Below are 23,654 nucleotides of genomic sequence, written 5' to 3'. Positions count from 1 at the left end.
GCGGCAACGATGGCGGACGCCAAGGTCATTCCGTTCGACGACGACCGGTCCCGTGGGAGCGCCGTGCAGCGCCCGGCGCGGCGCCGCGGCGCGGGCAGCCGGCGCGGCCCCCTCGGCGAGGCCGGGGCCGGGGAGATGGGTGAGGTCCAACCTCTGCCGGGCCGGGCCCAGGCGCAGGAGGATGGGCCTGTGAGCCGTGCCGAGGAGCCTCGGGGGGCGTCGGGGGCCGACGGGCGGGACAGCGGCCTGGAGCGGCGCGTGGCGGCCGGGCTGGCCTTTCTGCGGCGCCGGCTGACCGGGGACTACGACGTCGACGACTTCGGTTACGACGAGGAGCTGACCGACCAGGTCCTGATGTCGCTGCTGCGGCCGGTCTACGAGAAGTACTTCCGGGTCGAGGTGAAGGGCATCGAGAACATCCCGGCGAAGGGCGGGGCGCTGATCGTCGCCAACCACTCCGGGACTCTGCCGCTGGACGGCCTGATGATGCAGGTCGCCGTGCACGACCACCATCCGGCCGACCGTCATCTGCGGCTGCTGGCGGCCGACTTGGTGTTCGTGCTGCCGGTGGTCAACGAGCTGGCCCGCAAGCTGGGGCACACCCTGGCGTGCGCGGAGGACGCGGAGCGGCTGCTGGCGCAGGGCGAGCTGGTCGGGGTGATGCCGGAGGGTTTCAAGGGCATCGGGAAACCTTTCAGCGAGCGGTACAAGCTCCAGCGGTTCGGCCGCGGCGGTTTCGTGTCGACCGCGCTGCGTCAGGGCGCGCCGATCATTCCGTGCTCGATCGTCGGGGCGGAGGAGATCTACCCGATGATCGGCAACGCGAAGACGCTGGCGCGACTGCTGGGCTTCCCGTACTTCCCGCTGACTCCGACGTTCCCCTGGCTCGGCCCGCTCGGCGCGGTCCCGTTGCCGACGAAGTGGACCATCCAGTTCGGCGAGCCGATCCCGACGGACGGTTATCCGCCGGAGGCGGCCGAGGATCCGATGCTGATGTTCAACCTGACCGACCAGGTACGGGAACAGATCCAGCACACGCTGTACAAGCTGCTGGTGCAGCGGAGGTCGGTGTTCTTCTGAGCCGGAGGCGCCGGCCGGTACTGGCCCGGGTACGACGGTGGGGGCGCCCTGCTTGGAAAGGGCGCCCCCACCGTCGTACCCGGGCCGTCGTACCCGTGTCGGGGCTAGTGCGTTTCCTCGCCCTCGATGCCCAGGCCGGGCAGGAGGCCCGGCAGGAGCGGCGGGACGGTGACGTCCGGTGCGCTCGTCGGGGGCTTGCTGGTGGACGGCGCGCTGCTGCCGGGGCCGAGCTTCGGCGGTTCCAGCAGGCCGCCCGTGTTGCCGCCGATGAGGCCCTCGCCGCCGTTGCCGATGGCCGAGTGGCTCGGGTCTCCGGTGCTCGTGTGCTTGCCGGAGGACGGGGTGTGGCCGGCGGAGCTGGGTGCCGCGGACCGGTGGCCGCCGGAGGAACCGGTGGATGCGGAGCCGGCGCCCTGCCGCTTGCCGTCGCTGCTCGGGGAGGGCGACTGCGGGAGCAGGGACTGCAGCGGGGCGACCTCTTGGTCTATGGCGTCGAACACCGACGACACCTGCTCTTTGACGTCCCCGAGCTGCACGGGCAGCTTGTCGCTGAGCGCGCTCCAGGCTTCCCGGTGGGAGCGGGAGAACGCGGACAGGGCCTGGATCGGGCCGAGCGAGCCGGGGTCGGCCTCATAGGCCTCGTGGAGCAGGCGGTGGCCCTCGGTCACGTCGTGCTGCATGCCCGAGAGCGTGCGGCGGATCTCACCGATGGACTCGTGGTCGAGCCGGCCGCCGCGTCCCCGCTCCATCAGCCGACGAGCCTCGCTGAGCCGGGTGGAGGCCTGGTCGAGGTAGGTCTGGCCGCGCTGGTCGTCGCCGTCGGCCAGGTAGTTGAGCTTGAAGTCCTCGATTCCGCGTTTGAGGCCGTACAGCGAGTCGCCGGGCAGGGCGTCGGAACTCGCGGCGGCGACGCCGCCGAAGGCCCCGGCGGCCACGCCGACGCTGAGGCCGCCCGCGGCGAGCCCCTTGGTCAGCCGGGAACGCGGGCGGAGTTTGCCCAGGGGGCTCGCCCGGTGCGCGCCTTTCTGTCTGGGTACCGACGCGTCCGCCGCCCCGGCGCCCTCCTGGAGCATGGCCTCCATCGCGGCCACCAGCTGGGCGCGCTGCACGACCTTGACCTCGGGGTCGAGCTGCGGCCTGGGCAGTGCGCCGAGGTCCGCGGCGAGGGCCAGCAGCTCGCCCTGCTCGGTCTGTTCCTCGGCGGTCGGCGGACATCCCGCCGGACCTACGGACTGCTCGGCCGCCGTGTCCCAGTCGGACTGCTCCTCCAGGGCCTGGGCGAAGGCGCTCGCCCGCCGGTGGGCCGATACGTTCGCGATCACTGGCGGCACCTCCTCTCGTCATGACGGTCGACTCCCCAGGGGGTCCTGAGGGTTGCACGCCGCGACCACTTCCACACGATCGAGTGATCAGGGTCGGCCAAGACGTGACCACAGGGAGCCTGTATCCCGCACAACGACTGGCGCGGCACTTGGGTTACGGACGGCGGATGACCGGTTCGGAAAGGCAACCGGCCTTCACTGAACGTGAGTTGGACATCGCTGTGGGTGTCGGGGCGTGGGCTGCGGCTCAGCGCGCGTCGTCCGGCAGAAGCCGGGCCAGGGTGCGTACGGCGCGGTACTGCAGGGTCTTGATGGCGCCTTCGTTCTTGCCCATGACGCGGGCGGTCTCGGCGACCGAGAGGCCCTGCAGAAAGCGGAGCGTCACGCACTCCTGCTGCTGCGGGTTGAGCCGGCGTACGGCGTCGAGCAGCGCGGCGTTCGACAGGGACTCCAGGACGGAGTCCTCCGGGGAGCGCTCGACCTCGTTGGCGTCGAGCATCTCGCCGGTGGTGACCTCCAGCCGGAAGCGGCTGGACTTGAAGTGGTCGGCGACCAGGTTCCGGGCGATCGTCACCAGCCAGGCGCCGAAGTCCCGGCCCTGCCAGGTGAAGGTGCCGATCCTCCTGAGGGCCCGCAGAAAGGTCTCGCTGGTGAGGTCCTCGGCGGTGGCCCGGCCGCCGACGCGGTAGTAGATGTACCGGTACACCGTGTCGCTGTACTGGTCGTACAGCCGGCCGAAGGCCTCGGCCTCGCCCGCCTGGGCGCGCTCGACCAGGTCCATCATCCGGGCGCTGTCGCTGTCGGCGGCCGGACGGCGGGCGGTGGTGGCGCCGGCGGAGCGTCCTCGTCTGCCGGCCGCCCGCCCGTCACCCGACCACCGCCCCTCGACGACGGCGCTGCGCGCCGGCCCCTGCTCCATGCCGTCGGCCAGTGCGTAGCACGGGCCCACGGGCGCGGCGGCGGCGAAGGCGGGGACGGCGTACGCGGTGGGGACGAGGCCGCGCAGCGTCTCTTTGACCGTTGCGACTGTTGCGCGCAGCGTAGCCAGGCCCGAGGCGTCAACCCCGACGTGTGGGTACACGGGACTCCCAGAGGCAGAGCTTCCATCACGTGCAGTGCGGGACCGTTCACCCGTCGTAGCGACGGAGGGGTACCGGTTTGCGTCTGAGGAGAATAACGCTTCGTGCAGGCACTGCTACACCGAGTTGCTCAAATCATCGATTGCGTCGCTTCTCTTATCGATTGACGCCGCATCAAGTGCCGCAGACTGACCGCTTGTTGATCGAAATGGGGCTGGTTTCGGCGAGGTAGGGCGCGTGTTGAAATGGCCGCGGCATAATCCGGGCGCGGTACCGGTGGGAGCGGGATTGACGCGCTTCTGCGACGGTGATCCGGGTCCGCCGATCCGGATCTATCGGCGCCGGCGGCTCAGGGCGATCGCCGCCGCCGTACCGCCGGCGACCGCGCCGACCCCGGCGGCCGCCGGGATGCCGACCTTCGCCGCCTTCCGTCCCGTGCGGTAGTCCCGCAGCCGCCAGTCCTTCTCGCGGGCGTGCCTGCGCAGCTTGGCGTCGGGGTTGATGGCGTACGGGTGGCCGACCAGGGACAGCATGGGAATGTCGTTGTGGCTGTCGCTGTAGGCCGCGCAGCGGGACAGGTCCAGGCCTTCCGCCGCGGCCAGGGCGCGGACCGCCTCCGCCTTCGCGGGGCCGTGGAGGGGCTCGCCGACCAGCTTGCCGGTGTAGACGCCGTCCACCGACTCGGCCACCGTGCCGAGGGCGCCCGTGAGGCCCAGGCGGCGGGCGATCACCTGGGCGATCTCCACCGGCGCCGCCGTGACGAGCCACACCTTCTGGCCGGCGTCCAGGTGGGCCTGGGCCAGGGCGCGGGTGCCGGGCCAGATGCGGTCGGCCATGTACTCGTCGTAGATCTCCTCGCCGATCGATGCGAGCTCGGCGACGCGGTGGCCCTTGACGATCGACAGTGCCGAGTCCCGGGCCTCCTGCATGTGCTCCGGGTCCTCGACGCCGGCCAGCCGGAACCACGCCTGCTGCCAGGCGAACCTGGCCAGGTCGCGGGTCTCGAAGAACTTCCGCTTGTACAGGCCCCGGCCGAAGTGGAAGAGCGCGGCGCCCTGCATCACGGTGTTGTCGAGGTCGAAGAAGGCAGCCGCCTTGTCGTCGCCGAGGACCGGGAACTCCGGCTCCTCCTCGGCGACCTGCGGAGCCTCCTGCGCTTCCTGGGAGGACTTGCGGGCAGCCTCCGCCGAGGCCTCGCCTGCCAACACGCTGCGCGCCGTGGCGGAGCGCCTACGGGGGGTGAGCCATCCGAGAGCGGCCATGTCGTGAGCATAGCCAGTTTGTTCGGTGCTTCCTGCAGGCGAGAGGTTGGAAGGGTGTGAACTCTCCGCGACCGGGCCGTTAAACCCCTGCCGGACCAGGTGGGGGGCGCGCGGGGGAGCGGTCGGCGGCCGGCGCGGGAGAATGGCCGGTATGAGTCCCCTGTTCCGGCGCAAGGCCGATCCCCGCGAGCGGCTCGTCACACTGATCCGCAAGCCCGGCTGTCATCTGTGCGACGACGCGGAGCTCGTCGTCGAGAAGGTCTGCGGCGAACTCGGCGTGTCCTGGGAGCAGAAGGACATCACCGAGGACCGCTCGCTGCACGATCAGTACTGGGAGCAGATCCCGGTCGTACTGATCGACGGCGAGCAGCACACGTTCTGGCGTGTGAACGAGGAGCGACTGCGTCGGGCACTGACCGACTAGTCCAAACTGGCCCGGAAAGTCGCTTAGGATCGACGGCGGTTTGGTGTCGGGGGCGGGATTCGTGAGGAGAGTGTGCGGTTTTGCCCCCAGTAACGAAGGAACGTCGGTGCGTATGTGCCGGTTCCCGGCGAGGGCGCCCCGGTTGCGTGACCCCGGTCACTTCTGCCGGGCAAATCGGACACCATCTTTGTGCACGCGTTCACAAAGACATAGCCTGCTGTCGACGGGGCGGTCTGGGGACGTATGACCGCCCGCAGCCCCGCTCTACCCGCAGGAGCACCGTGGCAACTGGCCGAACACACCGACCGGCGACCCGTAGCCGAGGGATTCCCGAGGCCACCGTCGCCAGGCTTCCGCTGTACCTCCGAGCCCTGACCGCGCTGTCGGAGCGCTCGGTACCCACGGTCTCCTCCGAGGAGCTGGCCGCGGCGGCGGGGGTCAACTCCGCCAAGCTGCGCAAGGACTTCTCGTACCTGGGCTCCTACGGAACGCGCGGTGTCGGCTACGACGTGGAGTATCTCGTCTACCAGATCTCCCGTGAACTCGGCCTGACCCAGGACTGGCCGGTTGTCATCGTCGGTATCGGCAACCTCGGCGCCGCCCTGGCCAACTACGGCGGGTTCGCCTCCCGTGGATTCCGGGTCGCGGCCCTCATCGACGCCGATCCCGCAATGGCCGGAAAGCCGGTGGCCGGCATCCCCGTCCAGCACACGGACGACCTCGAAAAGATCATCAAGGACAACGGCGTCTCCATCGGCGTGATCGCCACCCCCGCCGGTGCCGCCCAGCAGGTCTGCGACCGGCTCGTGGCCGCCGGGGTCACCTCGATCCTGAACTTCGCGCCGACCGTGCTGTCCGTCCCGGACGGCGTCGACGTGCGCAAGGTCGACCTCTCGATCGAACTCCAGATCCTCGCCTTCCACGAGCAGCGCAAGGCCGGCGAGGAGACCGCCGCGGGCGACGGCGCGCTGCCCGCCGCCGCTCCCCGCGGCGTGGCCGCCGACGCTTCCGCCGACCAGGGACCCGACGGGGACGTACCCGCCGTGATGCCGGCATGAGTCTCCTCGTCGTCGGGCTGAGCCACCGCAGCGCGCCGGTCAGCGTGCTGGAGCGGGCCGCGCTGAGCGCGGACGCCCAGACCAAGCTGCTGCAGGACACGGTCGCCGCCGAGCCGGCCACCGAGGCCGCGGTGCTCGCCACCTGCAACCGCATCGAGCTGTACGCCGACGTGGACAAGTTCCACGCCGGTGTCGCCGAGCTGTCCACGCTGCTCGCCCAGCACAGCGGTGTCGGCCTGGAGGAACTGACCCCCTATCTCTACGTCCACTACGAGGACCGGGCCGTCCACCACCTGTTCTCGGTGGCCTGCGGCCTGGACTCGATGGTCGTCGGCGAGGGGCAGATCCTCGGGCAGATCAAGGACGCCCTGGCCAGGGCGCAGGAGCTGCACACCGCCGGACGGCTGCTGAACGACCTGTTCCAGCAGGCCCTGCGGGTGGGCAAGCGGGCCCACTCCGAGACCGGTATCGACCGCGCCGGGCAGTCCCTGGTCACCTTCGGCCTGGAACAGCTGGCCGTCTCCGCAGCGGTGCCCGCCTGGGCGGAGGGCAAGAAGGCGCTGGTCATCGGCGCCGGCTCGATGTCCTCGCTGGCCGCGGCCACGCTTGCGCGGGCCGGGGTGGGCGAGGTCGTCGTCGCCAACCGCACCTTCGAGCGCGCCGAGCGGCTCGCGCAGATCCTCACGGACGCCGAGGACAACACGGCGACGGCCCGCGCGGTGCCGATGGATGCCATACCGGGCGAGCTGACACGTGCCGACGTCATCGTCTCCTGTACCGGGGCGACGGGCCTGGTGCTCACGGCCGAGGCGGTCGCCCAGGCGGTCGAGGGCCGCACCGGCGTCCCCGTCGCCGAGATCGCCGACAGCGGTCGTACCACCGAGGACGGCAGCGCCCGTACGGCCCCCAAGGCCGGCGTCGCCCCGGCCGCGAAGACCACCGCCACTCCGCTGCCGCCCGCCGGCGTCGGAACCGACGAGAACTGCCCGCTGGACCTGGCCGCCGTGCAGCCCGGCTTCTCCGTCATGGGGGAGGCGGCCGTCGCCGGCATGGACGCGGCCACTTTGGAGCAGCACGCGGCCTGGGTGGCGGGCGGCACGGTGGACCGCCGGGACCGGCGCTCACCCGAGGCGGACGCCGAGCTGATCACCGCGCTCGCCGCGACCGTCGCGACCGTCGGCCGGATCCCCGAGCGGCGCAAGCCGGAGCCGGTGGCCGAGCGTCCGGCGCCCTCCCTCTTCCTGCTCGACCTGGCCATGCCCCGCGACATCGACGCGGCCGTGCACCGGCTGGCCGGGGTGCGGCTGGTCGACATCGAGTCGCTGGCGGAAGCTTCCGCCGACGCGCCGATGGCGGCCGATGTGGACCTGGTCCGGCGTATCGTCTCCGACGAGGTCGCGGCCTTCGGCGCGGCACAGCGGGCGGCGCACATCACGCCGACCGTGGTCGCGCTGCGCACCATGGCCGCCGACGTCGTCGCCAGTGAGATCGCACGGCTCGACGGCCGCCTGCCCGACCTGGACGAACGCCAGCGCGGCGAGATCCGCCAGGCTGTGCACCGGGTCGTCGACAAGCTGCTGCACGCGCCGACCGTACGGGTCAAACAGCTCGCGGCCGAGCCCGGCGGTGCCGGGTACGCGGACGCGCTGCGCACCCTGTTCGACCTCGACCCCGAGACGGTCGCCTCCGTCTCCCGGGCCGGGGACAGCACAGACAAGAAGGACCGACCGGCATGAGTGACAAGGCTTTGAGACTGGGGACCAGGCGGAGCAAGCTCGCCATGGCCCAGTCCGGGCAGGTGGCGGAGGCCGTCCGCCAGGTGACCGGGCGGCCCGTCGAGCTGGTCGAGATCACCACGTACGGCGACACCTCCCGTGAGCAGCTGGCGCAGATCGGCGGCACCGGCGTGTTCGTCACGGCGCTGCGCGACGCGCTGCTCAAGGGCGAGGTCGACTTCGCGGTTCATTCGCTCAAGGACCTGCCCACCGCGCAGCCCGAGGAGCTGGTCCTGGCCGCCGTACCGGAGCGCGAGGACCCGCGGGACGTGATCGTCGCCCGTGACGCGCTGAAGTTCACGGACCTGCCGCGCGGGGCGCGCATCGGCACCGGCGCGCCGCGCCGCATGGCGCAGCTGAACGCGTACGCCCGCGCCCACGGACTGGACATAGAGACGGTCCCGATACGCGGCAACGTCGACACCCGCATCCGGTACGTCCGGGACGGCGAACTCGACGCGGTCGTGCTGGCCGCCGCCGGACTGAACCGGATCGGCCGGATCGACGAGGTGACCGACTTCCTGTCGGTCGACACGGTTTTGCCCGCCCCCGGCCAGGGGGCCCTGGCGATCGAGTGTGCCGCGGACAACGCGGACCTGATCGCGGCGCTCGGCGAGCTCGACGACCCGTTCACGCGGGCCGCCGTGACCGCCGAACGGTCACTGCTCGCCGCCCTGGAGGCCGGCTGCAGCGCCCCCGTGGGCGCGCTGGCCGACCTTCTGGCCGACGGGCAGATTGTCAAGGAAATGCGCCTGCGCGGCGTCGTCGGCACGACCGACGGCACCCGCATGGTGCAGCTGTCCACCACCGGTCCCGTGCCCCAGACGCACGACCAGGCGATGGCACTCGGTCGCGATCTTGCCACCGAGATGCTCGCCCAGGGCGCGGCCGGTCTGATGGGGGAGCGAGCACATTGAGCCCCACCGCCCTTCCTGCCGCCGGTCCTGAACACGGGCACGTCACCTTCCTCGGTGCCGGACCCGGAGATCCGGGACTGCTGACTCTGCGCGCCGTGGAGGCGCTGTCGCACGCGGACGTCCTGGTCGCCGAGCACGAGGTGCTCGACGTGATCCGGACGCACGCCCGACAGGGCGTCTCCGTCGTGCCCACGGACAGCGACTCCTCCTCGGTGTCGCCGCCGGGCACGGGCACGCCCCAGCTGACGGTCGTTGACGGCACGTCAACAACCGCCGCGGCCCCGGCTGCTGCCCGGGATGCCGCTCATCTTGTCATGGAGGCTGCGCGGGGCGGCAGGCGGGTCGTGCGTGCGGTGTCCGGGGACCCGGGACTTGATACGTACGCGGCCGAGGAAATGCTCGCCTGCGCCGCCGCCGGGGTGCCCTTCGAGGTCGTACCGGGCGTGGCGGCGGCAGTCGGCGTGCCCGCGTACGCCGGTGTGCCGCTGCGGGACGCCGAGGGCGCGGACGTCCGGTTCGTGGACGCCCGTACGGCCTCCGACCGGTGCTGGACGGAGGTCGGCGCCTCGGACGGCACGGTCGTCGTCTCCACGACCCTGGACTCGGTCGCCGCCGCGGCGGGTGAGCTGGTGACGGCGGGCCGCAAGCCGGACACCCCCCTGACGGTGACGATCGCCGGTACGACGACCCGCCAGCGCACCTGGACGGCGACGCTCGGCACGATCGCGCAGACCCTGAAGCAGGCGAAGGTGCTGCCGTCCCCCGACGGCGGCCGGCCGGTCATAGCCGTGGTCGGCGAGCGCAGCGCCGCCGCCCGGCGCGACCAGCTGTCGTGGTTCGAGTCCAAGCCGCTGTTCGGCTGGAAGGTGCTCGTGCCGCGCACGAAGGAGCAGGCGGCGTCGCTCTCCGACCAGCTGCGGTCCTACGGCGCGGTGCCGCACGAGGTCCCGACGATCGCGGTCGAGCCGCCGCGCACGCCCCAGCAGATGGAGCGCGCGGTCAAGGGCCTGGTGACCGGCCGCTACGAGTGGATCGCGTTCACGTCGGTCAACGCGGTGAAGGCGGTACGGGAGAAGTTCGAGGAGTACGGCCTCGACGCGCGTGCCTTCGCCGGTATCAAGGTGGCCGCGGTGGGCGAGCAGACGGCCAAGGCGCTGGTCGCCTTCGGCGTGAAGCCGGACCTGGTGCCGAGCGGCGAGCAGTCGGCCGCGGGTCTGCTGGAGGACTGGCCGCCGTACGACCCGGTGTTCGACCCGATCGACCGTGTCTTCCTGCCCCGGGCGGACATCGCCACGGAGACCCTGGTGGCCGGTCTGATCGAGCTGGGCTGGGAGGTCGACGACGTCACGGCCTACCGGACCGTCCGTGCCTCGCCGCCGCCGGCGGAGACGCGTGAGGCGATCAAGGGCGGCGGGTTCGACGCGGTGCTCTTCACGTCGTCGTCCACGGTCCGCAACCTGGTCGGCATCGCGGGCAAGCCGCACAACGTGACGGTGATCGCGTGCATCGGTCCTGCCACGGCCAAGACCGCCGAGGAACATGGTCTGCGGGTCGATGTGATGGCTCCCGAGCCGTCCGTGCACAAGCTGGCCGAGGCGCTGGCCGACTTCGGGATGAAGCGGCGCGCTGCCGCGGTGGAAGCCGGGGACCCGGTGACGCGGCCCAGCGAACGCCGCCCGGGAGCGCGCAGGCGCCGTACGACCACCTGACGGCAGACCCGTGGCGCCCCGCACCCGTGAACCCGGGTGCGGGGCGCCACGGTCATTTCTCTGCCCGCACTTTCTCGACCGGTGCCGCTCGGCGGGACCGGGTTCGGGTCGCGGGGAGGGCTCCGCGTGCGGTGAGCGCGACGGTCGCCGCCGTGGGCACGGCGAGGGCCGCCCAGGCGGGGGTGAAGCTGCCGGTGGCGTCGCGGAGGAGACCGAGGGCGGGCGGGACCAGGATCACGGCCACCTGGGTGATGGCCATGACCAGGCCGAGGGCGAAGCCGGTCCGGCCCGACGGGGCGGACTCGGTGAGGTGGGCGACCCAGGGGCCGTACCAGCCGATCCCGAAGAAACCGAGCCAGGCGAACAGGACCGCGGCCGCCCCGGGGTGACGGCCCACCGGGGTCGTCAGGGCCACGAGTCCGGCCACTGCCGCGGCCATGCTGACCAGGATGGGCAGGTAGCGGCCGGCGCGGCTGTGGTCGCTCCACGCCGCGAGCGCGATCCGGCCGAGTCCGCCCGCCACTTGGACCGCCACGAGGACGGCGGCGGCCGGGCCGGGTCCGAGGGAGGTGGCCTCGTGGAGGTAGAGCGCGCCGAGGACGCCGATGCCGCTGTGCACCGAGACCATGCACAGGCCGGAGAGCAGGATCCTCCGCATGGCCGGTTCACGGAGCATCGTCAGCCGGGCGAGGAGTGACGCGGCCGGTACGTCGTACGCGGCGCCGGCAGGGGCCGCAGGCATCGGCGACGGCATGGCCGGCCGGCGGTAGAGCGCGGTGAACGTCCCGGCGCCCAGGAGTGCGACGAGGCCGCCGGCCGCGAGCGCCGACCGCCACCCGTACGACACGGCAAGAGCCGGCAGCACGGCCGCGGCGAGGGCCCCGCCCAGCGGAAGCCCGGCCTGCCGGACACCCATCGCGAACCCCCGCTGCCCGGGGTCGAACCAGGCCGCGACCGACTTGCTGCCGCCCGGCTGCGCCGTGCTGTACCCGGCCCCGACGACCAGAAGGACGACGAGCAGGGACACGTATCCCTGCGCCAGGCTCCCGGTGAGCAGCCCCAGGCCGACCACGCCCGCACCGATGCCGACGACCCACCGCTCGTCGTAGCGGTCCAGCAGGTCACCCACCACCAGCAGGCCGATCAGCGGCATCAGTTGGGAGGCGGACAGGAGCAGGCCGAGCTGGGCCGTGCCGAGGTCGAGCGCGCGTTCCAGGGGAACGGCCATCGCCCCGATGCCCTGGACGAAGAAGCAGGAGGCGGCCTGGGTGAAGGTGGCGATCCCGAGGACCGTCCAGCGGTACGGATCGCGGACCGCGACCGCCGCGGCGGAGTGGTGACTCATGAGCCCCAGGCTGGTGTAATGGGCTTATGCACCTCAACCCTTACGGCGAGGACGCCGTGCACCTTGCCGCCGCGCTCGCCAACGGGCGCCCGGCGAGCCCCGAGGAGCTGGTGACTCGCTGCCGTGCCGCCGGCCTGGTGGTCGAAGACACCGCCACCGAAGCCGATCTGACGCGCACGCACGCCTTGCTCGACGCATGGGAGGGAGTGGTCGACGCACCGGACGAGCGCCAGCGCGCCGCGCGCCTCAATCTGATGCTGGCCGAGGGCACTTCCCACCCCCGTCTGACCGACCACGCGGGCGGCTGGCACCTGCACTACCGCGACGAGCGCCAGTCGCTCGGCGGCCTGCTGTTCGCGCTGGTCTCGGTGGGCACCGCGCTGCACCTGGTCGGGCGCGGCATGCACCGGCTCGGGCGGTGCGCCGTCACCGAATGCACCACGATCTTCGCCGACACCACGCGTACCGGGCGCCGCCGCTACTGCTCACACCGGTGTGCCAACCGCGACGCCGTGCGCCGCCACCGCGCCCGGCCGGGCGATGCAGCGGGCCGACACGGTGTTGGCAAAGGCCGGGGCCGGGCGGGCGTAGCGTAGAAGGCATGACGAAGTACGGATCGTTTCCCGGTACCCGTCCCCGGCGGCTGCGCACCTCGCCCGTCATGCGCCGTATGGTCGCCGAGACGCGCCTGCACCCCGCCGATTTCATCCTCCCCGCCTTCATCCGCGAGGGCGTGAGCGAGCCCGTGCCGATCGGCGCCATGCCCGGAGTCGTCCAGCACACCCGCGACAGCCTGAAGAAGGCGGCGGCGGAGGCCGTGGCGGCCGGGATCTCCGGGATCATGCTGTTCGGTGTGCCGGAGGAGGCCAAGAAGGACGCGCAGGGCACGGCCGGGACCGATCCGGACGGGATTCTGCAGGTCGCCCTTCGTGACGTCCGTGCCGAGGTCGGCGACGACCTGCTCGTCATGTCCGACCTGTGCCTCGACGAGTTCACCGACCACGGGCACTGCGGGGTCCTGGACGCCGAGGGCCGCGTCGACAACGACGCGACCCTGGAGCGGTACGCCGAGATGGCCCAGGTGCAGGCCGATGCCGGCGCCCACGTCGTCGGGCCGAGCGGGATGATGGACGGTCAGATCGGCGTCGTCCGCGATGCGCTGGACCAGATCGGCCGCGAGGACGTGGCGATCCTCGCCTACACCGCCAAGTACTCCTCCGCCTTCTACGGCCCCTTCCGCGAGGCCGTCGCCTCTTCGCTCCAGGGCGACCGCAAGACCTACCAGCAGGACCCCGCCAACTGGCGTGAGTCGCTGCGGGAGCTGGAGCTGGACCTCGCCGAGGGCGCGGACATGGTCATGGTCAAGCCGGCCGGTCCGTACCTCGACATCCTGGCCCGGGTCGCGGACGCGGTGGACGTGCCCGTCGCCGCCTACCAGATCTCCGGCGAGTACGCGATGGTCGAGGCCGCCGCCGAGAAGGGCTGGGTGGACCGGGACCGGGCCGTCTTCGAGACCCTGACCGGCATCAAGCGCGCCGGGGCGCGGAACATCCTCACCTACTGGGCGACCGAGGTGGCACAGAAGCTGCGGTAGGGGCGAGTGACGGGGGCGGGGCCGCGGGGGCTGATCGCCGCTCCTTCGGGGCGCTCTTGGCGCGCACGGACACCAACGGACCGTCCGGATCGCGGAATTACCGTTGTAGACGGCACGTACGTCTCTAGTCTGTCGGCTCCGAGAGCCGAAGGAGAGCCGCGCCATGACCGTCGCCGAGTCCGCCCCGAGATTCCTCACGACCCTCGCCGAGCCCGCTCCCGTCCCGCCCCTCGCCGCACGGGCTCGCCGTGTGGGCGGGTCGCCCGTGCGGGACATCCTCGCGGTCACCGCACGGCCCGAGATGATCAACTTCGCGGGCGGCCTCCCGGCACCGGAACTCTTCGACCGGGAGGGCATGGCGGCGGCATTCCGGGAGGTCCTGGCGGACGCCCCGGCACAGGCGCTGCAGTACTCCACGACCGAGGGCGAGCCCGTCCTCCGCGCCGCCCTGGCCGCACGCATCACCGCCCGCGGCCTGCCCACCACCCCCGACGACCTGCTCATCACCACCGGCTCCCAGCAGGCCCTGTCCCTCCTGGCCACGGCCCTGCTCGAACCCGGCGACACAGTGCTGGTGGAAGACCCCTGCTATTTGGCGGCACTTCAGGTCTTCGGTCTCGCGGGCGCACGCGTGGTGGCCGTGCCGGGCGACGCGGACGGGGTGGACCCGGCCGCGCTGGAGGAGGCGATCCGCCGTGAACGCCCCAAGCTGCTCTACCTCGTCCCCACCTTCCAGAACCCCACCGGCCGCACGATGCCCGCGCCGCGCCGCACGGCGATCGCCGCCGTGGCGGCCCGCCAGGGCCTGTGGATCGTCGAGGACGACCCGTACGGCGAACTCCGCTACGACGGTGAACCCGTTCCCTGGATCGCCGCCCTGCCCGGTGCCGAGGACCGCACCGTCGTCCTCGGCTCCTTCTCCAAGGTGATGGCCCCCGGCCTGCGCCTCGGCTGGCTGCGCGCGCCCGCCGAGCTGCGCTGGGCGTGCACCGTGGCCAAGCAGGCGGCGGACCTGCACACCCCGACGCTCAACCAGCTCGCCGCGGCCCGCTACCTGGACGTCCTGGACGCCCATGTGGAGCGGGTGCGGGCCGTGTACGGCGCCCGCCGGGACGCCATGCTCGCGGGCCTGCCGGCCGCCCTCCCGCCCGGCTCGCAGTGGAGCCGGCCCGAGGGCGGCATGTTCCTCTGGGTGCGCCTGCCGGAGTCGTACGACACCCTCGCCCTGCTTCCTCGTGTGGTCGAGCAGAACGTGGCCTACGTCCCCGGTGCGCCCTTCTACGCGGGCGCACCCGACCCCTCCACCCTTCGCCTGTGCTTCGTCACGCAGACACCCGAGGAGATCGCCGAGGGGCTGCGGCGGCTGGCGCGGGGGCTCGGCGGCTGAGCCGGCCCGGCTGCCGCCGTCAGTCCCACCAGAAGGTCCACACGGGCTGCCCGACCAGGTCCTTCGCGTAGGTGCGGAGGGTGTCCCGCTCGCCCTGCAGCACGATGTCCGGGCAGAACGCGAAGTGCTCCGCCGCCACCGCCTCGGCCTCCTCCTGCGTGGCCGGCGGGGCCGCGACGGACACGACGAGGGTGTCCAGACCGAGGGCCACGACCCGTATGCCGAAGCGGTCCTCCCAGGAGCGCAGCACCGCGCACATCCGGGCCACGTCGGCCTCGTAGTTCACCGGGCCGGTCCAGCCGATCGCCGCCGGGATGTCGGCGGACCGGCGGGCCGGAACCAGGGCGAGGTGCGCCTCCTCGACGTCCGGCTCCCGGTCCCCGCCCAGCGCGTCGGCGACCTGCGCGGCGCGGGTGTCCGGGTCGGCGGAGAGGGCGGCGGGGGCGGGCGCGAGACCGGGCCATTCGCTCCCGAACGGCTCGATCTCCTCGGCTGTCCCACCGTCCTCCGTCTCCTCCTCCCAGTACTCCGCGAGGACGTCCTCGGCGTCGTGATCGCCCGGGTACGACGTCTCGCCGGGCAGCAGCACCCAGCTCTCCACGCCGTCCCCGGAACCACCGGCCACGAGCACGGGCAGCAGCCCGGCGCGGGCAGCCGGCGCGCCCAGCGCCTTCCAGGTGCCCGGCGCGGCCGGCTTCTCCGCGTACCACAGCAGAGGTTCGTGCCAGGAGCCGTCGTGGGACATGTCGACGAGCCTGCCGGGCGGCAGTTGGAGCCCTAGGGAACGCCCGCTGGGGTCGGTGGCCAGCTTGGGCAGCGGATTGGGAAGAGTCGCCATGTCCGTGACTGTAAAGCCCGGCACTGACAACGCCGTTGACCGGCCTCACCGATGAACCGGCGTTCGTCGAAGCCGCTCTTACCAGGTGGTGCTGTGATGGGGACGGGTGACGGGCGGACGGCGAGGGCGGCGAGGGGAAGGACGGAACGTGCGGATCGGGCGTTACCCGGTGCGATGGCACATCGTGCTGCTCACCTTGTGGACGGCCGTCTGGTTCGTGGTGGCCGAGCGCCACGCCGCCATTTCGTGGCACTACCTGACAACCGGCCAGCAACTCCTGTTCGGCCTGCAGTCGGGCGGCGGCCTCGCCCTCTACGCCAACCATCCCGACCTGCAGATCGGCCCCGTCAGCTTTGTGGTGGCCGGCCTTTTCGCACCGTTCCCCGCCGACGTCGGCGAAAAACTGGCCGACGCGTTCATGTCCGGCCTCGGCCTGTACATGCTGGTTCTGATCGGCCGTGCCGCCGCCGACCACAACCGGGGCACCGGCCTCAACCACAGACGCCTCCAGCAGCGCGTCCTGATCGCCGGCGCCGCCTTCATCCCCATGTGGGTCGAGGTCTCGGTCCGCTTCGCCCACCTCGACGACGTCCTGGCCCTGTTCTTCACCACCCTCGCCGTCCGCGCACTGGTCCGCGGCAACGCCACGGCGATGGGCGTGTTCCTGGCGCTGGCGGTCGACTCCAAACCCTGGGCGGTCGGCTTCCTGCCCCTGCTCCTGGCCCTGCCCCGCCCGCACCGCCTCCGCTCGGCGGCCTGGGCCGTCGCCCTGGTGGCGGTGGCCTGGCTCCCCTTCTACCTGACCCACCTGGACACCCTGCACGCGGCCCGCTTCACCATCCCCAACCAGCCGGCGTCCTCACTGCGCTGGTTCGGCGTGAACGACCCCGTGACCCCGTGGTGGGACCGCCCCACCCAGATGGCCCTGGGCATGGCGCTGGGCGCACTCGCGGTGCGCCGGAACCGCTGGCCGGCGGTCGTGTTCCTGGCCGCCGACGCACGCATCCTGCTCGACCCCAGCGTGTACACGTACTACAACGCCTCGGTCCTCCTCGGCACCCTCATCTGGGACTCGATAGGCCAACGCCGCCTGGTCCCGTGGGTGAGCTGGATCGCGCTGATCTCCCTCTACGGCAGCGCCCTGCTGATCCCGTCGGACGACGCCCAGGGGTTCATCCGCCTCGCCTTCGGGATCGGCTCGGCGGCGTACGTACTGTTCTGGCCCCAGCGGGCGCCACGCGGTGGACGGGGCGGACGGGGCCGGCGCTCGGGCGGGGAGCCGGTCCAGGGCGCCCTCGTCAACAACTGACCGAGGCCGGCCTCCCTCTCCGCCCTTGCCTGCCTCGGCGGCGTGCGCAAGTGGCCGCGGGGTCACAGCAGCGATGGCCACTCCCTCGGTGCGGCGACGAGGGGCCCTGAATCCCTAGACCAGGGTCGTGATGCAGAACGGGTGCCCGGCGGGGTCCAGCAGTACCCGCCAGCGCTCCCCGCCGGGCTGGAACTCGGGCTTGCTCGCGCCCAGTTCGAGCAGACGCTTCTCGGCGACGTCGAGGTCGTCGACGCCCAACTCGATGTGCGCCTGCTTCTCCTGCGCCGGGTCCGGCCAGGTGGGCGGGCGGTAGTCGGCGAGACGGTTGAAGCCGAGGCCGGTCGCGCCTTCCTTGCCGAGCAGGACGAAGTCGTCGGTGGAGAAGAGGACGGACATGCCGAGCGACTCACCGTAGAAACGAGCCAGTTCGGCGGGGTCGGCGCAGTCGAAGGTGACGGCGGCATAGCGGAACGCGGGTGCGGAAGCGGACATGGAAGCGGACGTGGAAGTGGTCTCCGTGGTCATGGGAGAGACGCTAGGACATGACCAGGACAGTTCCGGTCCTGGTCATGCGGGAGACATGCCAGACTTCCGGCCGTGCTCAGTTCATCCGCCCGCCTGCTCCGGCTGCTCTCCCTGCTGTCCTCCCGCCCGTCCTGGACCTGCGCCGAGCTGGCCGAGCGCATGGAGGTCACCGATCGCACGGTGCGCCGGGACGTGGCAAGGCTCCGGGACCTCGGCTACTCGGTCGACTCCGAGGCCGGCCCCTGGGGCGGTTACCGTCTGCGCGCCGGATCCCGGGTGCCGCCGCTGATCCTCGACGACGAGGAAGCGCTGGCCGTGGCGGTCGGCCTGCGCGAAGCCGCCCTGAGCGACGCGCTCGGTGGTGACCAGGCGGCCCTCTCCGCACTGCTGAAGCTGCGCCAGGTGCTGCCCCGGCGCATCGCGGACCGCCTCGGCGACCTGGACGACGCCTTCGTACGGCTTCCCGGAGCCGACGGCCCTCAGATCAGGCCGGGGCTGCTGCTGGAGCTGGCGGTCGCCTGCCGCCAAGGCGAACGTGCCCGGCTGTCGTACACCGACGGGGAGGGGCGGGCCACGGTCCGGGAGGTGGACCCCTACCGCCTCGTCCACACGGGCCGCCGCTGGTACTTCGTCGCGCGGGACGTGACCCGGGGCCAGTGGCGCACCTTCCGCGCCGACCGGGTCGACCGCCTCCAGCCCACCGGCCACCCGGCCGACCTCACCGACCCGCCGGACCCGGCGCGCCTGGTCTCCCGCAACATCGCAAACGGCCCCTACCCCCTGTCCGCGACCGTCCGCCTCCCCGTCCCCATGAGCGAGGCGCTACGGCTGATCCCGCCCACGGTCGGCACCCATCGCCCCGACGGCGAGGACGCCACCCTGGTCGACATCGGCGGCCCCGACCCGGACGGCCTCGCCCGCTACCTCCTCGGCCTGGGAACACCGCTGCGGGTCCTCACCCCGGACCCCGTACGCCAGGCCCTGACACGCCGCGCCCTGGAGCTGGCCGAGGAGAACGCGGCGGCTGCGGAGGCACCCTCCGGCTGACCGACCGCAATACCGGCGGCACGAGTCTCACCACATACCGTTCTCGAATTCCTCAAGCGACAGGTTCCACTGTGACTCCTCATCGGTGAACGGTGTGGGATCGAAGGCGCCGACCACGCGCCGGAAACGCTCGGAGAGTTCCGTTCGGTCCATGTTGTTGTCGTGGCCGACTTCGAGCTTTCGGAACTCGATGAGACTGAAGAGAAGCGATTCGACATCGCGGTGCAGGAGGATATATTGCGATTCGCTCTCAGGAAATGCATAGACTTTGCCCGAGTGCGGGTCGAGGGCGATGAGCGAGGTGAACAGGTAGCCCAGCATCCACCACGTCCGGCTTTCCTCCGGGCATGACCAACCGTAATGATCGAAGCGACTGCCGATGACGAGCGGGTCGAAGCCCGGCTCGTAGGGGTCCTCCGGATCCTCTTTGGATGCGAAGACTTCCGAGTGCGGAAGTCCCACGGAACTGAGGAGGGACAAGGCGCGTGAGTCGACGGGGCCATCGACGGCGAATTGTGGATAGTAGACCACATTGGTCAAGCCGTAGGCGTCGAGCATGGCGGTGGGGGTGACAGTGAAATGCATGGGTGGCATCCTAGCGTGCCGCTAAAGTCCGAGGGCCTTCTTCAGACCACTCACGTACTTGGTGTGTTCTGTGTTGGTGGTCTTCATGTTCTGGTCGTAGTAGTTCGCTGCGTGGGTGACCTTGAATTCCTGTCCGAAATGGTAGCTCAGCCAGCGAGCGCACACCGGATTCTTCTGGCAGGGTTCTCGTTCCGTGAATATTTCTTTAAGTCTGTGCTTTTGGCCCGAGTGAATGATTGGGAATCCGATCATTCGCTCGGAATGTCCTCGCTTGTTGCTGTATCCGACGAGAATTGATTCCCTGCCGCCCGCGTCGACGTAGCGGCCTGCTGCATAGTTCGTCCCATCGAAGTCGTCCCGTGCGACACGGGCTGCCTGCGTGGCCCGGGCCAGATCGCTGGTGGATGCATTGATCTTCTTGGACTTCACCCGGCCTTTATGGGATTCTTCAGCGTAAAACTCCGACTTCTGTTTCTGCGTCGAAGGGATGTAGAAACGGCCGTCGTCGCCGACGATTCCATGGAGACGGCTTCTGTCGTGGTCGTCGAGCTCTGCCGTACCGCCGTCGCTATGCAGTCGCTGCACGGACCCGTCGGCGTGCATCAGGTACATACGCTGCTCGCCGTCCCTGCCCGTCCTGATGCCCTTGGCCCGCAGTCCTATCTCGTTGTCATGGGCTTTGTGCAGATGCGAGACCGCCTTCGCTCGGTTGGGGATCGTCTCCGTGAGGTGTTTGCCGATCTTGCCGAGAGCCTTCTCGCAGCCTTTCAGGGCGCCGTGGATCACCGAGTCGAAGGCCTGGGTGAAGGGGTCCTTGCCCCTTGTGCGGCCGAACAGGCCCTTGGCCCGGCCGAGTGGGGCGGCGCTGTTCGTATGGAGTTCGCCGCCGTGGAAGGAGAGTTTGCCGGCGCCGCTCTCGAACTCTTCGTGGTCGATGTGGAGGTCGCCTCCCGCGCCAGAGCCGCCGGATGCGGAGGCCAGTTCCATGCCACCGCTTCCACCTCCCGCGGAGGCCAGCTTCATGCCGCCGTGTCCATGGCCGTGCCCGTGCTCGCCGCCGCCGCCTCCGCCCGCGCCGGTCGGGGCCGGCGGCAGGGTGAAGGCGTCCTCCGCCAGGTTAAGGACCGCGTCCTCGATCATCGCCTCCAGCTTGGCGTTGACCGGCTCGGTGACCTTCGCGAGCAGCTCGTTCACGATCTGGTCGGCGGCCTCGTCGATGATTCGTTTCACCAGCTGGCGCATGGCCGTGATCTCGGCCGCGCCGAGCACGGCGGACAGGCCTCCGGTGATGAAGGCCGCGCCGATCGAAAGGCCCACCGAGCCTGCCATGACGGCGAGTTCGGCCTCCGCCTTCGTCTTCATGCCGAAGACGATGTCCGCGACGACGTCCAGGGCGTCGGCGAAGAGGCGGGCCAGCTCCGGGATCTTGTCGAGGTGGCCGGCCTTGACCTGGTTCCAGTGGGTCTGCATCGAGTGGACGGCCCAGCCGTGCGAGGAGGCCAGGATCTGCTCGACCGTCTTGTGCGCGTCCGCGCCGTGTCCCTCGAACTTGTCGGCGAACTCCCGCATGGCCGTGGCCATGTGGCGGTAGTCGTCCTCGTCGACGTTCGGAAAGTGGATGCCGATGTAGTCGAGGACCTGGTCCAGCCATCCCGGAATCGTGTAGCCCATCCCCGTGACGCCCCCTCGCCATTCCGATCATCGTATGAGCGGTAAAACCCTAACGATGAACGGGTGTTGATGGGCAAGGGGGCCTGCCGTCTCTATGGCATGGTTGTGACAACACCCCAAGGGCCGGTTCTCAGAGCGGACGCAGATGCACCAGCCTCTCGTCCGTCCCGATCAGGAGTGTCCCGGCACGGGTCACCGCCAGCGCGTGCACCGGAGCTCCGGGCCGGTACGTGCGGACCGTGCCCTCCTCGTCCAGGGTGTGGTGTTCGACCAGACCGTCCGCCCAGCCGATGGCCAGCACCGGCGGTCCGGCGTCGGTGGGCGTCGCCGCCAGGGCCGTAACCGGGCGGGGCCGCGAGCGGACGGGGGAGGCAAGCGGGTCCGCTCCGGGGCTCCACACCCGTACCGTGCCGTCGTAACCGCCGCTGTAGACCAGGGGAATGCCCGGTCCGCCCTCGGGTGTCGTCAGGTGCAGGGCTGCTACGGCGGCGACTCCGCCCTCGTGCAGCCTGGCAGCGAAGGGCCCCGGCTCTGCGTCGGGTTCGAAGAAGGCGTGCACCCTGCCTGTGGCGTCCCCCGCCGCGAGCAGACCCTCGCTGAACGCCAATGCCACAGCACCGTCCTCCAGTTGGACCTGCGCCGCCTCCGCCAGCCGCTCCAGCGGTGCCGGCCCGTCCTCCAGCAGTGCCGCAAGGCCCGTCGCTCTCGGTGCCGAGGGGCTGTGCCGGGTGTGCAGTCGGCCCTGCCCATCCAGGATCAGTACGTCACCCTCGGACGCTGCGGCCACAGCGCGCACCCCCTGTACCGGCTCCGGCAGCCGACCGGACGGAGCCGCGTCCGACTCGCCGAGCAGGCGCACCGTGCCCTGGTGATCGGCCACCACCAGCTTCCCGGCGAGCTGTCCGCGCCCCGACGAGAGCGCGCGTGCCGGTCCCGGCCAGGGAGGGCGGACATCGCCGCGCACCCTGCGCCAGACCACCTGCCATGCGGCGCCCCTGGTCAGCGCGGCGAGCGCTCCCGGCAGCCTCGGGTCGGCATCGTCGCCCAGCGCCGACAGGAGGACGACGGCACGGTCCGCCGGGCTCTGCTCGCGGGTCAGGGATGCTCCCGCCCGCAGCCATGCCGCGCGCAGGCCTCCGTGGGGATCCGAGGAGCGCTCGTAGGCGAAGGACACCTGCCAGGGGTCCGCGGCGCAGACCGCCGCCGGGTCGTCCAAGTCGACTGCGGCGGTAAGGGTTTCGGGTACCGGCTCATGTCGGTCGGCGGGCCGGGTCGCCGCCCACGCCGCATACCGCCCCGGATCCGTCCACTGCGGCTGATCGAGGTCCATCACGGCCGAGGGAACCGCGGTGAGTGTTCCGGCGCTGTCGCTGCGGACCTCCACCAGCAGCCGTACGTGCGGCAACTCCATTAGTGTCAGGGCCAGTTCGGTCACCGCCTCGACGTCCGCCGTCGCGTGCAGGTCCGGCAGTGCGATCACCGTACGGCGCTCGTCGGCGGCCAGTGCGGTGACCAGCTCGCCCGGGGTGCGGGCCGCCACGTGCAGCTGCTCGGCGAGGGTCCAGGCGGCGGTGAGGGCGGTCTGGCCGGCCAGGGGGACGAAACCGTGGATCCGGCGTTCCGGCTGCGTCCCCTCTCGCGTCCCATGCCCGATCAGCCAGGCCAGCAGGGTCGACTTGCCGCAACCCGCGCTACCGGTGACGACACACAGGCGGGGGGCCTGCGGATCGGCCAGCCAGGACAGCATTGCGGCCGCGGCCGGTTCGCGGCCCGCGGCCGGGCGGGACCACTTCGGTGCCTCGGTCACTGGCGGCCCGCCTGCTTCGCCGCGTAGGTGATCAACTCCTTGAGTCCCTCTTCCCGCGAGTCCGCCGTGTCGCCGTAGTCGAAGCTGTGCGTGAACTCCGCGTGGGGAAAGGTCGCCTGGAGCCACACCGCGCAGTAGTGGCCCGGCATCATGCACGGCTCCAGCTCGCAGTAGACGCGCCGCACCTGCTCCGGGGCCACCCCTTGCGCGTGCAGGCGCTGCCAGACCAGTTCCTCGGGATGCGGGCGCCCCGGGCCCGTCGCATCCGTGACGATCTGCTTGGCGCCCGTCGCGTCCACGTACTCGAAGGCGGAGGAGAACGGGAAGTTGAGCGTGTGCCGTACGTCGTCCAGGACCCTCGGCCACCAGCTCTCGCGGTCCTCGAACGCGGCGGCGTCGATCTGCCGCAGTTCGGCGTTGAGTTCGCGGAACGCGGCCGCCGCCACCGGGAGGCTGGTGGATGCGGCGATCACCGGGAGGCGGCGGTCCAGGGCGGCCAGCGAGGCGTTGAACGCCGGGACGCCGGAGCTGACGAACATGTCGTCCTCGTCCAGGCCCAGGAACACCGCCTGTACCGCGCCGTCCGGACGTACGCACAGGTGGGCCAGCGGGTCCGTGCCGAGCCGCAGCCAGTTCTCCCGGCCCGCCGGTGCGGGCAGGCCGTGGTGGCCGGCGGTCATCCCCAGGGTCGGTCCGTCGGTGTCGCCCGCCGCCGTGAAGTACGGCTGGACATGCACGGGCACCCCGGTGTCCGCCAGCATCTCGCGGATCGCGTCGGGCAGCTGGACACCGAAGGAGGCGGGCACCGTGAACCGGCGCATGCCGTCCGCGCCGAAGTGGGCCGTGGACGGGTCGGGGACTCGCTCGGACATCGGGCTCCCTCAGAGTCTGTGGAGATAGGAGACGGCTCCACAGACTCT

Annotated in this window: 21 protein-coding genes; 11 read left to right on the top strand and 10 right to left on the bottom strand. The window is 71.3% G+C overall.

Features of this window, described 5'->3' with window-relative positions; all coding sequences use genetic code 11:
* Positions 1-9: 9 nt before the first annotated feature.
* Positions 10-1,080, top strand: a complete 1,071-nt coding sequence (locus ACZ41I_RS20635) for a lysophospholipid acyltransferase family protein (RefSeq protein ID WP_363220140.1) — start codon at positions 10-12, stop codon at positions 1,078-1,080.
* A 104-nt stretch (positions 1,081-1,184) separates the two neighbouring features.
* On the opposite strand, the gene ACZ41I_RS20630 is transcribed toward ACZ41I_RS20635, so the two are convergent.
* The 3 genes from ACZ41I_RS20630 to ACZ41I_RS20620 form a co-directional block, all read right to left on the bottom strand.
* Positions 1,185-2,402: a DUF5667 domain-containing protein gene (locus tag ACZ41I_RS20630; RefSeq protein WP_399774631.1), complete on the bottom strand. Its 1,218-nt coding sequence runs from the start codon at positions 2,400-2,402 to the stop codon at positions 1,185-1,187.
* 247 nt (positions 2,403-2,649) lie between these two features.
* Positions 2,650-3,483: an ECF subfamily RNA polymerase sigma factor, BldN family gene (locus tag ACZ41I_RS20625; protein ID WP_363219965.1), complete on the bottom strand. Its 834-nt coding sequence runs from the start codon at positions 3,481-3,483 to the stop codon at positions 2,650-2,652.
* A 330-nt stretch (positions 3,484-3,813) separates the two neighbouring features.
* Positions 3,814-4,743, bottom strand: coding sequence for an HAD family hydrolase (locus ACZ41I_RS20620; protein ID WP_363219966.1), 930 nt, complete (start codon positions 4,741-4,743; stop codon positions 3,814-3,816).
* Positions 4,744-4,885: 142 nt separating this feature from the next.
* On the opposite strand from ACZ41I_RS20620, the gene ACZ41I_RS20615 reads away from it, so the two are divergent.
* The 5 genes from ACZ41I_RS20615 (at position 4,886) to ACZ41I_RS20595 (ending at position 10,626) form a co-directional block, all read left to right on the top strand.
* Positions 4,886-5,167, top strand: coding sequence for a glutaredoxin family protein (locus tag ACZ41I_RS20615; RefSeq protein ID WP_363219967.1), 282 nt, complete (start codon positions 4,886-4,888; stop codon positions 5,165-5,167).
* 281 nt (positions 5,168-5,448) lie between these two features.
* Positions 5,449-6,225, top strand: a complete 777-nt coding sequence (locus ACZ41I_RS20610; RefSeq protein WP_363219968.1) for a redox-sensing transcriptional repressor Rex — start codon at positions 5,449-5,451, stop codon at positions 6,223-6,225.
* Positions 6,222-7,961: a glutamyl-tRNA reductase gene (locus tag ACZ41I_RS20605; RefSeq protein WP_468514740.1), complete on the top strand. Its 1,740-nt coding sequence runs from the start codon at positions 6,222-6,224 to the stop codon at positions 7,959-7,961. Before ACZ41I_RS20610 ends, ACZ41I_RS20605 begins: the two co-directional genes overlap by 4 nt.
* Positions 7,958-8,917, top strand: a complete 960-nt coding sequence (gene hemC / locus ACZ41I_RS20600; protein ID WP_363219970.1) for a hydroxymethylbilane synthase — start codon at positions 7,958-7,960, stop codon at positions 8,915-8,917. The genes ACZ41I_RS20605 and hemC overlap by 4 nt, the downstream gene beginning before the upstream one ends.
* Positions 8,914-10,626 (top strand): bifunctional uroporphyrinogen-III C-methyltransferase/uroporphyrinogen-III synthase, encoded by a 1,713-nt coding sequence (locus ACZ41I_RS20595; protein ID WP_363219971.1) that lies wholly within the window; start codon positions 8,914-8,916, stop codon positions 10,624-10,626. The genes hemC and ACZ41I_RS20595 overlap by 4 nt, the downstream gene beginning before the upstream one ends.
* Before the next feature lie 52 nt (positions 10,627-10,678).
* Here ACZ41I_RS20595 and ACZ41I_RS20590 read toward each other — a convergent pair whose 3' ends face one another.
* Positions 10,679-11,971, bottom strand: a complete 1,293-nt coding sequence (locus ACZ41I_RS20590; protein ID WP_468514739.1) for an MFS transporter — start codon at positions 11,969-11,971, stop codon at positions 10,679-10,681.
* Between the two features lie 26 nt (positions 11,972-11,997).
* Here ACZ41I_RS20590 and ACZ41I_RS20585 point away from each other — a divergent pair, with 26 nt between their 5' ends.
* From ACZ41I_RS20585 to ACZ41I_RS20575, 3 genes are all read left to right on the top strand, one after another.
* Positions 11,998-12,567, top strand: a complete 570-nt coding sequence (locus tag ACZ41I_RS20585; RefSeq protein WP_468514738.1) for a CGNR zinc finger domain-containing protein — start codon at positions 11,998-12,000, stop codon at positions 12,565-12,567.
* A 5-nt stretch (positions 12,568-12,572) separates the two neighbouring features.
* Complete coding sequence (hemB, locus tag ACZ41I_RS20580) at positions 12,573-13,565, top strand: porphobilinogen synthase (RefSeq protein ID WP_468325143.1); 993 nt, start codon at positions 12,573-12,575, stop codon at positions 13,563-13,565.
* A gap of 163 nt (positions 13,566-13,728) precedes the next feature.
* Positions 13,729-14,952 carry an aminotransferase-like domain-containing protein gene (locus ACZ41I_RS20575; protein ID WP_363214297.1) on the top strand — a complete coding sequence of 408 codons (1,224 nt, stop codon included), beginning with the start codon at positions 13,729-13,731 and terminating at the stop codon, positions 14,950-14,952.
* A gap of 19 nt (positions 14,953-14,971) precedes the next feature.
* On the opposite strand, the gene ACZ41I_RS20570 is transcribed toward ACZ41I_RS20575, so the two are convergent.
* The gene (locus tag ACZ41I_RS20570) at positions 14,972-15,790 is read right to left on the bottom strand and encodes a DUF4253 domain-containing protein (RefSeq protein WP_468325139.1); all 819 of its coding nucleotides are present in this window, start codon (positions 15,788-15,790) and stop codon (positions 14,972-14,974) included.
* Positions 15,791-15,938: 148 nt separating this feature from the next.
* Between ACZ41I_RS20570 and ACZ41I_RS20565 the strand changes: the two genes are divergently transcribed.
* Positions 15,939-17,099 (top strand): hypothetical protein, encoded by a 1,161-nt coding sequence (locus ACZ41I_RS20565; protein ID WP_363214295.1) that lies wholly within the window; start codon positions 15,939-15,941, stop codon positions 17,097-17,099.
* Positions 17,100-17,213: 114 nt separating this feature from the next.
* Here the strand turns inward: ACZ41I_RS20565 and ACZ41I_RS20560 are convergent, their stop codons facing one another.
* Entirely contained in the window at positions 17,214-17,624 is a 411-nt protein-coding gene (locus ACZ41I_RS20560; protein WP_468514737.1) for a VOC family protein, read from the bottom strand.
* A gap of 72 nt (positions 17,625-17,696) precedes the next feature.
* On the opposite strand from ACZ41I_RS20560, the gene ACZ41I_RS20555 reads away from it, so the two are divergent.
* The gene (locus ACZ41I_RS20555; RefSeq protein WP_468514736.1) at positions 17,697-18,671 is read left to right on the top strand and encodes a helix-turn-helix transcriptional regulator; all 975 of its coding nucleotides are present in this window, start codon (positions 17,697-17,699) and stop codon (positions 18,669-18,671) included.
* A gap of 27 nt (positions 18,672-18,698) precedes the next feature.
* Here the strand turns inward: ACZ41I_RS20555 and ACZ41I_RS20550 are convergent, their stop codons facing one another.
* From ACZ41I_RS20550 to ACZ41I_RS20535, 4 genes are all read right to left on the bottom strand, one after another.
* Entirely contained in the window at positions 18,699-19,256 is a 558-nt protein-coding gene (locus ACZ41I_RS20550) for an SUKH-4 family immunity protein (protein ID WP_468325127.1), read from the bottom strand.
* Between the two features lie 21 nt (positions 19,257-19,277).
* On the bottom strand, positions 19,278-20,927 hold the full coding sequence (locus ACZ41I_RS20545) for a nucleic acid/nucleotide deaminase domain-containing protein (RefSeq protein WP_468514735.1): 1,650 nt from the start codon (positions 20,925-20,927) through the stop codon (positions 19,278-19,280).
* 130 nt (positions 20,928-21,057) lie between these two features.
* Entirely contained in the window at positions 21,058-22,734 is a 1,677-nt protein-coding gene (locus tag ACZ41I_RS20540; protein ID WP_468514734.1) for a WD40 repeat domain-containing protein, read from the bottom strand.
* Positions 22,731-23,606, bottom strand: coding sequence for a nucleic acid/nucleotide deaminase domain-containing protein (locus tag ACZ41I_RS20535; protein ID WP_468514733.1), 876 nt, complete (start codon positions 23,604-23,606; stop codon positions 22,731-22,733). The genes ACZ41I_RS20540 and ACZ41I_RS20535 overlap by 4 nt, the downstream gene beginning before the upstream one ends.
* Between the last annotated feature and the right edge of the window lie 48 nt (positions 23,607-23,654).

Source organism: Streptomyces sp. NPDC030799, from assembly GCF_055572255.1.
This window is presented reverse-complemented; position numbering and strand designations above follow the sequence as displayed.

Excerpts from the sequence above, each read along its gene's own strand:
- hemB (WP_468325143.1), top strand. The coding sequence starts at position 12,573 with ATGACGAAGTACGGATCGTTTCCCGGTACCCGTCCCCGGCGGCTGCGC.
- ACZ41I_RS20575 (WP_363214297.1), top strand. The coding sequence starts at position 13,729 with ATGACCGTCGCCGAGTCCGCCCCGAGATTCCTCACGACCCTCGCCGAG.
- ACZ41I_RS20545 (WP_468514735.1), bottom strand. The coding sequence starts at position 20,927 with ATGGGCTACACGATTCCGGGATGGCTGGACCAGGTCCTCGACTACATC.
- ACZ41I_RS20560 (WP_468514737.1), bottom strand. The coding sequence starts at position 17,624 with ATGACCACGGAGACCACTTCCACGTCCGCTTCCATGTCCGCTTCCGCA.
- ACZ41I_RS20590 (WP_468514739.1), bottom strand. The coding sequence starts at position 11,971 with ATGAGTCACCACTCCGCCGCGGCGGTCGCGGTCCGCGATCCGTACCGC.
- ACZ41I_RS20635 (WP_363220140.1), top strand. The coding sequence starts at position 10 with ATGGCGGACGCCAAGGTCATTCCGTTCGACGACGACCGGTCCCGTGGG.
- ACZ41I_RS20550 (WP_468325127.1), bottom strand. The coding sequence starts at position 19,256 with ATGCATTTCACTGTCACCCCCACCGCCATGCTCGACGCCTACGGCTTG.
- ACZ41I_RS20615 (WP_363219967.1), top strand. The coding sequence starts at position 4,886 with ATGGCCGGTATGAGTCCCCTGTTCCGGCGCAAGGCCGATCCCCGCGAG.
- ACZ41I_RS20605 (WP_468514740.1), top strand. The coding sequence starts at position 6,222 with ATGAGTCTCCTCGTCGTCGGGCTGAGCCACCGCAGCGCGCCGGTCAGC.
- ACZ41I_RS20620 (WP_363219966.1), bottom strand. The coding sequence starts at position 4,743 with ATGGCCGCTCTCGGATGGCTCACCCCCCGTAGGCGCTCCGCCACGGCG.
- ACZ41I_RS20570 (WP_468325139.1), bottom strand. The coding sequence starts at position 15,790 with ATGGCGACTCTTCCCAATCCGCTGCCCAAGCTGGCCACCGACCCCAGC.
- hemC (WP_363219970.1), top strand. The coding sequence starts at position 7,958 with ATGAGTGACAAGGCTTTGAGACTGGGGACCAGGCGGAGCAAGCTCGCC.
- ACZ41I_RS20535 (WP_468514733.1), bottom strand. The coding sequence starts at position 23,606 with ATGTCCGAGCGAGTCCCCGACCCGTCCACGGCCCACTTCGGCGCGGAC.
- ACZ41I_RS20585 (WP_468514738.1), top strand. The coding sequence starts at position 11,998 with ATGCACCTCAACCCTTACGGCGAGGACGCCGTGCACCTTGCCGCCGCG.